The sequence below is a fragment of the Klebsiella sp. P1954 genome (assembly GCF_018199955.1).
GTDB lineage: Bacteria > Pseudomonadota > Gammaproteobacteria > Enterobacterales > Enterobacteriaceae > Klebsiella > Klebsiella pneumoniae.
Map to the genome: position 1 here is coordinate 3,405,665 of NZ_CP073373.1, position 12,935 is coordinate 3,418,599.

Sequence of the window (12,935 nt, forward strand, 5' to 3'; positions counted from 1 at the left end):
GCAACAGCTAAAAGGGCGGGATGCTATCCCGCCCTTTTTTATGCCTGTCACTTTATGGGAGGCAAGGTTAATGGTTCGAAAACCAGTTCAGTTTATCCCGCAGACCGACCACGCGGCCGACGATGATCAGCGCCGGGCTGGCCATCTGCTGCGCCAGAATATCCAGTTGTCCTAAGGTGCCGCTGACCACTTTTTGCGTCACAGCGGTGCCGTTCTCGACGATGGCGGCGGGCATATCTTCAGCCATGCCGTGAGCGATAAGCTTCTCGCGGATCGCCGGCGCCTGGTTCAGACCCATGTAGAACACCAGGGTTTGCTTCTCCACCGCCAGGTTCGCCCAGTCCAGCTCGCCGCCGGTTTTCAGGTGGCCAGTGACCAGGCGGACGCCCTGCGCGAAATCGCGGTGGGTCAGGGGGATCCCCGAATAAGCGGAGCAGCCGGAGGCGGCGGTAATGCCAGGCACAACGGAGAAGGGGATGCCCGCCTCGCAAAGCGTCTCCAGCTCTTCCCCTCCGCGGCCAAAGATAAAGGGATCGCCGCCTTTCAGCCGGACCACGCGTCTTCCTTTTTGCGCTTCGCGCAGCAGGATCTGGTTGATCTCCTCCTGCGGGACGCAGTGGTAGCCTGAGCGCTTGCCGACGAACACCCGATCGGCATCGCGGCGCACCAGATTCATGATGTCATCGGAGACCAGCCGATCATAGACCACCACGTCAGCCTGCTGGATCTGCTGCAGGCCTTTGAGCGTGAGCAGCCCGGCGTCACCGGGGCCGGCGCCAACCAGCACCACCTCGCCGCGATGCTCCAACGGCTCCGTCAGCAACTGCTCAGTGGTATCCGCGACTGCCTGCCGATCGTCATTAGCCAGCGACTGCGCCAGACGGTCGTTAACAAACAGCTTCTCCCAGAAGCGGCGACGCTCGCCTACGGTGGCAAACTGCTGCTTAACCCGCGCGCGCAGATGGCCGGCATAGCGGGCCAGCTGGCCGAGATGCAGGGGCAGAATTGACTCCAGTTTCTCGCGCAGCAGGCGCGCCAGAACCGGTGATGTCCCGCCCGAGGAGACGGCGACCATCAGCGGCGAGCGATCGATGATCGACGGCATGATAAAGCTGGCCTGGCGCGGGGCATCCACCACGTTACAGAAGATACGCCGCGCTTCGGCCGCCTCGCTAACCTGCTGGTTGACCGTCTCATCATCAGTAGCGGCGATGGCCAGCCAGCAGTTATCCAGCAGCGAGGGGATAAACTCCCCCTGCACCAGAGTTAGCATCTGTGAATCAGCCCACACCTGAAACTGGGGCGTGAAGTCGAGCGCATTGACCGTGACGTTAGCGCCAGCATCCAGCAGCAGACGGGCTTTGCGTTCGGCGACATCCCCGCCGCCAACCAGTAAACAATCGCGCTGGCGCAACTGGCAGAATATGGGTAAGTGATCCACAGAATAACCTCATAAAAATAAGGGGTAGAAAACGAGTGGTCGTAGAATAGCAGCAAAGGTAATACAAAACATGCGACATATCCCGCACTCATGCGCTGTCGGTCAGAACTGTTACTTATATCTCCCCCCGTGGCCGGGGGGAGGGAGAAGGACTTACGCTTTAAGCTGAACGTGTCCGTCTTTCACGCGAGCGTCGAAGCGGGCGATAGAGTGGCTGGCATCTTCCATGCACAGGCCGTCGCTTAGACGGAAGCGCTGTTTTTTCAGCGGGCTGGCGACCCATAGCGCGCCGTCATGCTCGGCGATAATCCCGCGAGACAGTACGCTGGCGTTGAAGAACGGATCAATGTTGCTGATGGCGAATACTCTGTCGTCATGGTAGGGACGGAAGATCGCCACCTGCTGCTGACCGAGCAGGGCGCAGACGCCGGTGGCCGGCAGGATGTCGTCGATGCTGCAGATATTTACCCACTGGCTCATGCTTTTTCCTCCACCAGAGTAACCGGGATACGCTCATACGGCGTGGCCGGGCGGTGCTGGTCACGTTCCGGCACCACCTGAACGTTCGGGTCGCGCTGGTCGCTGTTGATAAAGTGTTTGAAGCGGGTCTGCGCCGCCGGGTTGTTGACGGTCTCGGTCCACTCGCAGGCGAAGGCGGCGCGCAGGCGAGCCAGTTCTTCTTCCAGATGGTCGTTCAGACCGAGCTTGTCATCGATGATGACGCTGCGCAGATAGTCGATACCGCCTTCCATATTGTCCAGCCACGGGGCAGTGCGGGTCAGCTTATCGGCGGTGCGGATGTAGAACATCATAAAGCGGTCGAGATATTTGATCAGCGTATCGCGATCGAGGTCCGCGGCCAGTAGATCGGCGTGGCGTGGTTTCATCCCGCCGTTACCGCACACGTACAGGTTCCAGCCTTTCTCGGTGGCGATGATCCCGACGTCTTTGCCCTGAGCCTCGGCACATTCGCGGGTGCAGCCGGAGACGCCGAACTTCATTTTGTGCGGGGTGCGGATGCCTTTGTAGCGGTTTTCCAGTTCCACGCCGAAGCCGACGCTGTCGCCAACGCCGTAGCGGCACCAGGTGCTGCCGACGCAGGTTTTCGCCATTCGCAACGCTTTGGCGTAGGCGTGGCCGGTTTCGAATCCCGCTTCAATTAGCTGCCGCCAGATCTCCGGCAGGTCGTCTTTCTGCGCGCCAAACAGGCCGATGCGCTGAGAGCCGGTGATTTTGGTGTACAGATTGAATTCACGCGCGATGCGGCCCACGGCGACCAGCCCTTCCGGCGTGATTTCGCCGCCAGCTGAGCGCGGGATCACCGAATAGGTACCATCTTTCTGAATGTTGGCGAGGAAGTTGTCGTTGCTGTCCTGCAGCGGCGTGTGCTGCGGCTTGAGGATGTACTCATTCCAGCAGGAGGCCAGCAGGGAACCGACGGTCGGCTTACAGACTTCACAGCCGTAGCCCTGACCGTGTTTTTCCAGCAGCTCGTCGAAGGTTTTGATGCCTTCCACGCGGATCAGGTGGAACAGTTCCTGGCGAGAGTAGGCGAAGTGTTCGCACAGATTGTTGTTGACCTCGATGCCCTGTTTCGCCAGCTCGGCGTTGAGCACCTGAGTGACCAGCGGAATACAGCCCCCGCAGCCGGTCCCGGCTTTGGTTTCCGCTTTCAGCGCCGCCACGGTGTGGCAGCCTTTATTGATAGCGGCGATCAGGTCGCCTTTGCTGACGTCGAAGCAGGAACAGATCTGCGCGCTGTCCGGCAGTTTATCCACGCCGATGGACGGCTTGCCGCTGCCGGCGTGGGCCGGGAGGATCAGCGAATCCGGGTTTTCCGGCAGCTCGATGGCGTTGAGCACCAGCTGCAGCAGATTGCCGTAGTCGCTGGTATCGCCGACCAGCACCGCGCCGAGCAGCGTTTTGTTGTCGGCGCTGACGATCAGGCGCTTATAAACTTCTTTGCTTTCGTCGAGATAGACGTAGCTACGGGCGCCCGGCGTGCGGCCGTGGGCATCGCCGATCCCGCCCACGTCCACACCCAACAGCTTCAGCTTGGCGCTGAGGTCGGCGCCGGTGAAGCTATTTTCACTGCCGAGGAGATGGTCGACGGCCACCTGGGCCATTTTATAGCCGGGGGCGACCAGACCGTAGACGCGGTTGTTCCAGCTGGCGCATTCCCCGATGGCATAGATATCCGGATCGGAGGTCTGGCAGCTATCGTTGACCATGATGCCGCCGCGCTGGGCGACCGCCAGCCCGCACTGGGTGGCCAGCTTATCGCGCGGGCGGATCCCGGTTGAGAAGACGATGAAATCGACCTGCAGCTCGCTACCGTCGGCGAAGTGCATGGTTTTGCGCGCCTCGGTGCCCTGCTGAACAATCTCTTTGGTGTTTTTGCTGGTGTGAACTTTCACGCCCATGCTTTCGATTTTGCGCCGCAACTGCTCGCCGCCCATCTGGTCGAGCTGTTCGGCCATCAGCATCGGCGCGAATTCGATAACATGGGTTTCCACGCCGAGGTTTTTCAACGCGCCGGCCGCTTCCAGGCCGAGCAGGCCGCCGCCGACTACCGCGCCGCGTTTGCTGCGGCGGGCGCAGGATTCGATGGCGTTAAGATCTTCAATAGTGCGATAGACGAAGCAATCCTGGGTTTCCGCGCCTTTAATCGGCGGGATCCACGGGTATGAGCCGGTCGCCATAATCAGCTTGTCGTAGAACACGGTACGCCCGGCGCTGGAGTGGATCACTTTCTCCTGGCGGTTGATGGTGATCGCCCGTTCGCCGACCAGCACCTTGACGCCGTGTTTCTCATAGAAACCTTCGCGTACCAGCGACAGTTCTTCCGCAGTGTGATGGGAGAAATAAGACGACAGGTGGACGCGGTCGTAGGCGATACGCGGTTCTTCACAGAACACGGTAATGTCGAACTGTCCGGCAGGCGCCTTATCGAGAAGCTCTTCGATAAAGCGATGGCCAACCATGCCGTTACCGATAATAGCGATTCTGACTTTGCTCATTTTTGCCTCGATTTCTTTTCTATTACCGCCTACCTTAACGATTCAGCCATCAGGCTTATTGATGCAAATCAATGACAACTTCACCTACCACTTAATGGGTATGCGTTTGATTTGTCAGTATTTTTATAAGTCATGGAAAACGCTGACTTTTCCTTTTTGCTGATTTTGTGTACAAGAATTGGGTAAGCCGCGATTGGGGTTAGACAGAAAACAAGCCGTATTGAATAGAGAGGGTGATATGACAGCAGCGCCGCTTTGGTTGATTCAGAACGTACGCCTGGCAGACCGCGACGGCCTGTGGCAAATAGCCATTGATAAGGGCCGCTTTGGCGCGATCACGCCGATGGGGGAGGCGCACGATGAAAGCTATGAGGTATTGAACGCTCGCGGCGGGCTAGCGATCCCGCCTTTTATCGAGCCGCATATCCATCTGGATACCACCCAGACGGCCGGCGAGCCGAACTGGAATCAGTCCGGTACTCTGTTCGAGGGGATTGAGCGCTGGGCGGAGCGGAAAGCGCTGCTCAGCCATGAGGACGTCAAAGCCCGGGCGTGGAAAACCCTGAAGTGGCAGATCGCCAATGGCGTGCAGTTTGTCCGCACTCATGTCGATGTTTCCGATCCCACGTTAACGGCGCTGAAGGCGATGCTGGAGGTCAAACAGGAGGTGGCGCCATGGGTCGAGTTACAGATTGTCGCTTTTCCACAGGAGGGGATCCTCTCTTACCCCAACGGCGAGGCGCTGCTGGAGGAGGCCCTCAAGCTGGGGGCGGACGTCGTCGGGGCGATCCCGCATTTTGAGTTCACCCGTGAATATGGTGTGGAATCGCTGCATATCGCCTTCCGTCTGGCGCAGCAATATGACCGCCCACTGGATATTCACTGCGATGAAATTGACGATGAGCAGTCGCGCTTTGTTGAAACCGTTGCCGCGCTGGCGCTGAAAGCGGGGATAGGGCCGCGGGTAACGGCCAGCCATACCACCGCTATGCACTCCTATAATGGCGCTTATACCTCGCGTCTGTTCCGCTTGCTTAAGCTCTCCGGCATCAACTTTGTCGCCAATCCGCTGGTGAATATTCATCTGCAGGGCCGGTTTGACGACTACCCGAAGCGACGGGGCATTACCCGGGTGAAGGAGCTGTTGGCGGCGGGGATCAACGTTTGCTTTGGTCATGATGACGTCTTTGACCCGTGGTACCCGCTGGGGACCGGCAATATGCTGCAGGTCCTGCATATGGGGCTCCATGTTTGCCAGCTGATGGGCTACCAGCAGATCAACGACGGCTTGCAGCTTATCACTGACAACAGCGCCCGCACGTTTGGCCTCGAGGATTACGGCATTGTCAGCGGCAACCCGGCTAACCTGATCATTCTCCCGGCGGAGAATGGCTTTGAGGCCGTCCGCTGCCAGGTGCCGGTGCGCTGGTCAATTCGCCAGGGAAGGGTGATCGCGACCACCCAGCCGGCGCAAAGCTGGATCCAAACTGACCGCGGTGGCGAGGAGCTTTCTTTTATGAGGAACAGCCCCCTTGCGGATGCAAAGGGGCCGAAGGCTTAGTGAGACGCCGCCTGAGCGTTGTTCTGGCGATGACGGGAGACGAAGCCGAGGATAAAGCACATTACGAATACCACGGCATAGAGGCCGTTAGCGGTGTGCAGCGCGGCCAGGGGACCGCTGGCCGCCACAATCGGGCCGGTGACCACGAAAGTGAGCATGGTGCCGATGGTGCCGCAGGTGAGGATAAAGTTCACCAGCTTCGGCGAAGCGACCCGCGTCTGCTGCGAACCGAGCGTAATGATCGAGGTGTAAATGGCGCTGGAGAAGAAGCCCAGGGTCAGAATAAACCACGGCATATGCTCCGGCGAACCATTGATAAACAGGTACATCAGCACCGTCGCGAGCCCGGCGAGGACGGTTAAGATACGCTGCAGGTCGAAGAAGCGCAGGATGAAGCTGAATGACCACATGCCGATCATGTAGGACATCCAGAAATCGCTCACCAGTTTACCGGCGTCGCCGAGGCTCATGCCCAGGCTCTTCGCATATTCCGGTACCCAGGAGATAAAGCCCAGCTGACCGAGGATGTAGCACAGCGCCGCAACGGAGAGGAACAGTACGCCAATGCCCCACTTCTCTTTCACCACCGGCTGGCTGTTTTCACTCTGGGCTTTTTTGCCCAGCACCGGGAAATCACAGCCGAAAGTCAGGACGAAAATAGCGACATACACCAGACCAATACAGGCGTAGACCCAGTACCACTCGATGCTGCGCGCCAGCAGGACGGCGGCGACCATCGGGAAAATCATGCCCGCCATGCTAAAGAAGGAGTCGGTAAACAGCAGACGCGCCCCGCGCTGACGGCCTTCATACATATGGGTGATCAGGAAGGTCCCGATCGACATGGTGATCCCGCTCACCAGGCCAAGAACGAACATTGACGCGGAGAACAGCGCCAGGCTGTGGCTGAGCATCAGGCCGGCCACCGCCAGCACCATCAAAATAAAGCCAAAGCGCAGCTGAGTTTTCAGCGGCACGATTTCCATCAGCCAGGCATTGAGGAAGATGGAGATAAGAATACCGGCGTTCAGAAAGGTAAAGGTGTTGCTCATACTGGAAACGGGCAGATGGAAATAATCCGCAATGTTACCCATCACCATCCCGGTGACGATCACCAACGCGCCGGTCAGGGCGTAGGAGAAGAAGCTGATCCATGTGAGCTTAATACGGTTGCTGTTAGTCATGACTGGCCTGTGAATAGAAAGGTAAAGCGCGTTGACGCTGCGCCGGGCGGACAGATTTTATTCGTTCAGGTGATGTAATTAAATGTTTATTGTGAAATGGGTTATCTTTTGCATGTTTTAATGTGATCTGCATCACGCTTGTTCGCTGCAAAGGAGATCGTTTGCGCGGTTACAATTATTACAGCTAAGTAAAATTTGGTAAAAGGCTGGCCCAGGATGCAAAGGCTCTTTAGAATCAAGGCACTCGCTTTTATTCTGCTCCGTTAAGGAATTTCCATGCTCAAATCAACACTGGCGGCGATGGCTGCCGTTTTCGCTATTTCAGCGTTCTCCCCGGCCATGGCGGCAAAGGGCGATCCGCATGTGCTGCTGACCACTTCGGCAGGTAACATTGAGCTTGAGTTAAACAGCCAGAAAGCCCCGATTTCCGTGGATAACTTCCTGAAGTACGTCAACAGCGGCTTCTACAACAACACCACCTTTCACCGCGTGATCCCGGGATTCATGGTGCAGGGCGGCGGCTTTAACGAACAGATGCAGCAGAAGCAGCCTAACCCGCCGATCAAGAATGAAGCAGACAACGGCCTGCGCAACACCCGCGGTACCATCGCGATGGCGCGTACCGCCGATCAGGATAGCGCCACCAGTCAGTTCTTCATCAACGTGGCGGATAACGCCTTCCTCGACCATGGCCAGCGCGACTTTGGCTATGCGGTATTCGGCAAAGTGGTGAAGGGGATGGATGTTGCGGATAAGATCTCCCAGGTCCAGACCCATAACGTTGGTCCGTACCAGAATGTGCCGACCAAACCGGTCGTTATCCTCTCTGCGAAAGTGCTGCCCTAATCCTCCCGCGGCGCGGTGGTCTATCGCCGCGCCCGGTCGCCTCCCGGCATAACCTGAAATTGCTGCTTATACTTGTGGCACACAGGGGACGATAAGGGGGGCGACGATGCGTCCACTCACCGATAAGCAAAAATCCCGACTCTGGGAACAGACACGCAATACCAATTTTCAGGCCAGCCGTCGCCTTGAAGGCGTGACGGTGCCGCTGGTTACGCTGACTGCCGAAGAGGCGTTGGCGCGTCTGGCGACGTTGCGGAGGGAGTATGAGCGATAAATTCGGCGATGAACGCGATCCTTACCTTTATCCGGCGCTGAACGTGCTGCGCAACCGTCTCGGCATCCGCCAGGCTAAAAATCTGCAGCAGGCCGCCTTTGAGATGACAGCGCTGCGGGCGGCCACTCTGCCGCTGGGCCCGCGGGTGCGCGGCTTACCCTATTTGTGCGCTATTCATCATCAGTTGTATCAGGATCTGTTTGACTGGGCGGGCCGCTTGCGTGAAGTGAACCTCTACCTGGGCGATACGCCGTTCTGCCACTTTGCCCGGATCGAGGAGGAGGGGAATGCCCTGATGCAGGCCCTTGAGCAGGAGGATTATCTCAATGGCCTGCCGCGCGATACCTTCATCGAACGCCTGAGCTGGTTCTATGGTGAAATTAATGTGCTGCACCCTTTTCGTCTTGGCAATGGCCTGACCCAGCGCATTTTCTTTGAACAGCTGGCGATACATGCCGGCTACCTTCTTAACTGGCGTGACGTTGACCCCGCCGGCTGGAGTGCGGCCTGCCAGCAGAGCGCGATGGGCGATCTGGCCCCGCTGGTGGCGATCTTTCGCAAAGTGGTAAGCGAAGCGCGGGAATCTGAGTAGAATAGCCCGGTTTTGATTGTTCCGGAGCCGCTATGATCCTGCTTATCGATAACTATGACTCTTTCACCTGGAATCTGTATCAGTACTTCTGCGAACTGGGGGCGGAAGTACTGGTCAGGCGCAACGATGCGTTGACGCTGGAGGAGATAGCGGCGCTGGCGCCGGAGAAAATCGTGATCTCGCCAGGCCCCTGCACGCCGGATGAGGCGGGGATTTCCCTCGCGGTTATCCGCCACTATGCCGGAAAAACGCCGCTGCTGGGCGTCTGTCTCGGGCACCAGGCGATCGCCCAGGCGTTTGGCGCGACTATCGTGCGGGCGGCCCAGGTGATGCATGGCAAAACCTCGCTTATCGAGCATAACGGCGAAGGGGTGTTTCAGGGGCTGAATAATCCCCTGACGGTGACCCGCTATCACTCGCTGGTGATTGACCCGCCGACGCTCCCGTCCGAGTTTAACGTCACTGCCCGCAGCGCCAGCGGTGAGATTATGGGGATCCGTCACCGCGAATGGGATCTCGAGGGCGTGCAGTTTCATCCGGAAAGCATCCTCAGCGAGCAGGGCCATCAATTGCTGGCCAACTTTTTGAAACGGTGATTTTCAGTTGCTATTGACTGATTTTTTATGCATATTTTGTGATTATATTATCATAATCGCATCTGCGTAACGAAGAGGGATGGGCAAGACATGGCAACTGAACAACCGGCAATCACCCGCGCCACATTCGATGAAGTTATTTTGCCAATTTATGCACCGGCAGAATTCATCCCGGTGAAGGGGAAAGGCAGCCGCGTCTGGGATCAGCAGGGGAAAGAGTATATCGATTTCGCCGGCGGTATCGCGGTGACGGCGCTTGGCCATTGCCATCCGGCGCTGGTGGCGGCGCTGCATCAGCAGGGCGAAACGCTGTGGCACACCAGCAACGTCTTTACCAATGAGCCGGCGCTGCGTCTGGGACGTAAACTTGTCGAGGCTACCTTCGCCGAGCGCGTGGTGTTTATGAACTCCGGCACCGAAGCCAATGAAACGGCCTTTAAGCTGGCGCGTCACTATGCGGTGACCCGCCATAGCCCGTATAAAACCAAAATCATCGCCTTCCATAATGCCTTTCATGGCCGCTCCCTGTTTACCGTTTCCGTCGGCGGTCAGCCGAAGTATTCCGATGGTTTCGGCCCAAAACCGGCGGATATTGTCCATGTTCCCTTCAACGATCTGCAGGCGGTAAAAGCGGTGATGGATGACCACACCTGCGCGGTGGTGGTGGAGCCGATTCAGGGCGAAGGCGGCGTGACGGCGGCCACGCCGGCTTTTCTGCAGGGACTGCGCGAGCTGTGCGATCAGCACCAGGCGCTGCTCGTCTTTGATGAAGTACAGTGCGGTATGGGGCGTACCGGCTCGCTGTTCGCCTATATGCACTACGGCGTGACCCCGGATATTCTGACCAGCGCCAAAGCGCTGGGCGGCGGCTTCCCGGTCAGCGCCATGCTGACCACCCACGAGATCGCCAGCGCCTTCCATGCGGGCTCCCATGGCTCAACCTACGGCGGCAACCCGCTGGCCTGCGCGGTCGCCAACGCCGCCTTCGATCTGATCAATACCCCGGCGGTGCTGGATGGCGTGAGCGCGAAGCGCGAACTGTTCGTCAAACACCTGCAGCGGCTGGATGCCGAGTTTGATCTGTTCAGTGATATACGCGGGATGGGCCTGCTGATCGGCGCGGAACTCAAGCCGCAGCACAAAGGCCGTGCGCGTGATTTCCTCTATGCCGCGGCCGACGCCGGCGTCATGGTGCTCAACGCCGGGCCGGACGTGATGCGTTTTGTTCCCTCGCTGATCATCGACGAGCAGGATATTGCCGAGGGGATGGCGCGCTTTGCTCAGGCCGTGGCAAAGGTGATTAACGGCTGATCTTCCGCAGCCAGATGCCATGGTGCGGCCGCTGACGCCATGCCACTGATGAAATGGTGTGCATGGTGTTCAGATGGCCCAGAATGCGTTGCAGATGCTGCTCCAGGGTGCTTAACGGACCGATCGGCGCCTCGCTTTCCGGCGACTCCATAATATTGGCATCCCCTGCGCTGCCGGGACCATCGCTGTCCAGCCGCTGCTGGCAGCGCTGCAGCGCAATCTCACAGGATTCGAGATAGCGCTGGGCAAGATCCGGGGTCAGCATCGTATGCTCCCGGGCCAGGGTGGTCATAGCGTTGATGTGTTCGACGATAAACTGGCTGTGCGTCACCCACAGCTTCATATCTTCCAGATAGTGGGTATTAAACCCGGGTTCCTGCATCGCCTGATTCAGGGAGTTGTAGAGCGCGTTGTGCGCCTGGTTGACGCGCATGCGTTGATAGGCCAGCGCGGGGGCTTTTGGATCGGCGCTGAGGATCAGGCGAATTGCCTGCTGGTCGGCCTCCAGCGCATCGTGGGCGTTTTTTTTAAGCAGGCCGCTCTGCCACTGCGGCCACAGCCAGACCATCCCGCCGAAGGCAATCAGGCAGCCGATAAGGGTGTCGATCAGCCGGGCGATAATAAACTGTTCCCCGTTAAGCGTCAGCAGCTGCAGGGTATATACCGCCGTCACCGTAAACCCAACCATCGCCCAGCCATAGTGTTTGCGAATGATCAGATAGCTGAGCAGGGTAATCAGCAGCATCCCGCTCAGGGTGTAGCTCTCCGGAACGTGAAAATGCAAGGTCAGCCCGGCGATCGTCAGGCCGGCGAGTGTCCCCGCCGCCCGGTGAACAATACGCACCCGGGTGGCGCCATAGCCGTTCTGGGTGACGAAAAGCACCGTCATCAGGATCCAGTAGGGCTTAGGCAAGTGCAGGGCGTTGCCCATCAGGCTGGCGACGCTCAGCATCACGCTGATGCGGGCGGCATTGCGCAGCGCGGGCGATTTTAGCGACAGGTAGTTCTTTAGCGCGGGCAATAGCGGTAAACGACGCTCTTTATCGGCCATCAGGTCCCGGGCATACAGCGGGCGCTGGGTATGCAGCACCCGGGCGATGCGGCTGAAGTGCCAGGCGCAGAAGTGGCCGACCGGGTTATCCGGATGTTGTCTGGCGATCTTTTCCAGAGCCTCGATCTGTTTATCCATCTGAAAGCGCTTTGGAAAGCGATGATAGAGCATGTCATCCGCCAGCACGCGCAGGCGGGCGGCGACGGTCTGCGCGTTCCAGCGGATCACCGCTTCGGCATGGCTGCGTTCCACCAGCTTTTGCACCTCTTCCGGCTGATGCAGGCTGACCGAAATATGCTCCTGCAGATCCAGCCCCATCTGAAACGCCCGCAGCAGGCGCTTATGATCGTTGCGTTGGTTAGCGGCCAGCATATGCATCTGCTGATAGCACTGGGTAATCAGATCGACCACTTTCTGCTGGCGGGTGAGCAGCGGCGGCAGGGCGGTCGAGGGATCGGTATGCTGGGTCAGCAGGCTGTATTTGGCTTCACAGTAGTCCGCCAGCTCCCGGTAAAGCAGGCTAAGCGACTCCCGTAGCGGCTGTTCGCGCCACAGCCAGAACCAGAACCAGTTAAACACGCCGTACCACAGCGTGCCGAAGGCGTAGATCAGCAGCGGCTCCCAGATGGGCATATTGCCCGCCAGGCTCAGGGTAAAGATGGCGGCGATCAGCGACGCGGGCAGCAGCCGCGCGTGCAGCGAACTGATCTCCGCGGTAACGCCGAGCAAGAGCGCCAGGCCGCTTAGAATAAACGGCAGGGGTATCGCCTGGGCAAGCAGCAACTGCACCACCAGACTGCATCCGGCAAACAGGCAGCCGCCGATAATCAGGCGTTTGAAAAAGCGCTTATGCGGGGTATCAAGACCGGCAATGTTGCAGCAGGCGGGGACTAAGGAAAATAACAGCCCCTGCTGGAGATGGCCGAGCAGAAGACCGATGGCCACGGGCAGACACAGCACCAGCGTTTGCCGCAGTGCATAGTTGACTTCCGGGTGGTAAATCAGCCTGCGCCACATGAGGGAAAAACAAAAACGGCGTACTGCGGGAGCAATACGCCG

Annotated in this window: 11 protein-coding genes; 6 read left to right on the forward strand and 5 right to left on the reverse strand. The window is 58.6% G+C overall.

The annotated features are described in order from the left end of the window. Positions 1-67: 67 nt before the first annotated feature. The 3 genes from cysG to nirB form a co-directional block, all read right to left on the reverse strand. Complete coding sequence (gene cysG, locus KB890_RS16195; RefSeq protein WP_002920252.1) at positions 68-1,441, reverse strand: siroheme synthase CysG; 1,374 nt, start codon at positions 1,439-1,441, stop codon at positions 68-70. 153 nt (positions 1,442-1,594) lie between these two features. After that, the gene (gene nirD, locus KB890_RS16200; protein ID WP_002920249.1) at positions 1,595-1,921 is read right to left on the reverse strand and encodes a nitrite reductase small subunit NirD; all 327 of its coding nucleotides are present in this window, start codon (positions 1,919-1,921) and stop codon (positions 1,595-1,597) included. Next, positions 1,918-4,461 carry a nitrite reductase large subunit NirB gene (gene nirB, locus KB890_RS16205; RefSeq protein WP_002920243.1) on the reverse strand — a complete coding sequence of 848 codons (2,544 nt, stop codon included), beginning with the start codon at positions 4,459-4,461 and terminating at the stop codon, positions 1,918-1,920. Before nirB ends, nirD begins: the two co-directional genes overlap by 4 nt. A gap of 238 nt (positions 4,462-4,699) precedes the next feature. Between nirB and KB890_RS16210 the strand changes: the two genes are divergently transcribed. Beyond that, on the forward strand, positions 4,700-6,022 hold the full coding sequence (locus KB890_RS16210; RefSeq protein ID WP_004174045.1) for a cytosine deaminase: 1,323 nt from the start codon (positions 4,700-4,702) through the stop codon (positions 6,020-6,022). On the opposite strand, the gene tsgA is transcribed toward KB890_RS16210, so the two are convergent. Further along, positions 6,019-7,206 (reverse strand): MFS transporter TsgA, encoded by a 1,188-nt coding sequence (gene tsgA / locus KB890_RS16215; RefSeq protein WP_002920240.1) that lies wholly within the window; start codon positions 7,204-7,206, stop codon positions 6,019-6,021. The genes KB890_RS16210 and tsgA overlap by 4 nt on opposite strands. Before the next feature lie 276 nt (positions 7,207-7,482). On the opposite strand from tsgA, the gene ppiA reads away from it, so the two are divergent. The 5 genes from ppiA (at position 7,483) to argD (ending at position 10,825) form a co-directional block, all read left to right on the forward strand. Continuing rightward, complete coding sequence (gene ppiA / locus KB890_RS16220; protein WP_002920238.1) at positions 7,483-8,052, forward strand: peptidylprolyl isomerase A; 570 nt, start codon at positions 7,483-7,485, stop codon at positions 8,050-8,052. A 106-nt stretch (positions 8,053-8,158) separates the two neighbouring features. Then, complete coding sequence (locus KB890_RS16225; protein WP_002920231.1) at positions 8,159-8,326, forward strand: YhfG family protein; 168 nt, start codon at positions 8,159-8,161, stop codon at positions 8,324-8,326. Then, positions 8,316-8,918, forward strand: coding sequence for a putative adenosine monophosphate-protein transferase Fic (locus KB890_RS16230; protein ID WP_004181446.1), 603 nt, complete (start codon positions 8,316-8,318; stop codon positions 8,916-8,918). Before KB890_RS16225 ends, KB890_RS16230 begins: the two co-directional genes overlap by 11 nt. Before the next feature lie 32 nt (positions 8,919-8,950). Next, the gene (pabA, locus tag KB890_RS16235; RefSeq protein WP_002920229.1) at positions 8,951-9,514 is read left to right on the forward strand and encodes an aminodeoxychorismate synthase component 2; all 564 of its coding nucleotides are present in this window, start codon (positions 8,951-8,953) and stop codon (positions 9,512-9,514) included. A gap of 90 nt (positions 9,515-9,604) precedes the next feature. Beyond that, positions 9,605-10,825: a bifunctional acetylornithine/succinyldiaminopimelate transaminase gene (argD, locus tag KB890_RS16240; protein ID WP_002920226.1), complete on the forward strand. Its 1,221-nt coding sequence runs from the start codon at positions 9,605-9,607 to the stop codon at positions 10,823-10,825. Here argD and KB890_RS16245 read toward each other — a convergent pair. Continuing rightward, a complete protein-coding gene (locus KB890_RS16245; protein ID WP_020323923.1) occupies positions 10,815-12,893 on the reverse strand; it encodes a YccS/YhfK family putative transporter in 2,079 nt (692 codons plus the stop codon). The two genes, argD and KB890_RS16245, sit on opposite strands and share 11 nt — an antisense overlap. Positions 12,894-12,935: the final 42 nt, after the last annotated feature.

What these genes read in the sequence shown, in the direction of transcription:
- tsgA (WP_002920240.1), bottom strand. Translation starts at nt 7,206, where the DNA reads ATGACTAACAGCAACCGTATTAAGCTCACATGGATCAGCTTCTTCTCC.
- argD (WP_002920226.1), top strand. Translation starts at nt 9,605, where the DNA reads ATGGCAACTGAACAACCGGCAATCACCCGCGCCACATTCGATGAAGTT.
- nirB (WP_002920243.1), bottom strand. Translation starts at nt 4,461, where the DNA reads ATGAGCAAAGTCAGAATCGCTATTATCGGTAACGGCATGGTTGGCCAT.
- ppiA (WP_002920238.1), top strand. Translation starts at nt 7,483, where the DNA reads ATGCTCAAATCAACACTGGCGGCGATGGCTGCCGTTTTCGCTATTTCA.
- KB890_RS16230 (WP_004181446.1), top strand. Translation starts at nt 8,316, where the DNA reads ATGAGCGATAAATTCGGCGATGAACGCGATCCTTACCTTTATCCGGCG.
- KB890_RS16225 (WP_002920231.1), top strand. Translation starts at nt 8,159, where the DNA reads ATGCGTCCACTCACCGATAAGCAAAAATCCCGACTCTGGGAACAGACA.
- KB890_RS16245 (WP_020323923.1), bottom strand. Translation starts at nt 12,893, where the DNA reads ATGTGGCGCAGGCTGATTTACCACCCGGAAGTCAACTATGCACTGCGG.
- nirD (WP_002920249.1), bottom strand. Translation starts at nt 1,921, where the DNA reads ATGAGCCAGTGGGTAAATATCTGCAGCATCGACGACATCCTGCCGGCC.
- pabA (WP_002920229.1), top strand. Translation starts at nt 8,951, where the DNA reads ATGATCCTGCTTATCGATAACTATGACTCTTTCACCTGGAATCTGTAT.
- KB890_RS16210 (WP_004174045.1), top strand. Translation starts at nt 4,700, where the DNA reads ATGACAGCAGCGCCGCTTTGGTTGATTCAGAACGTACGCCTGGCAGAC.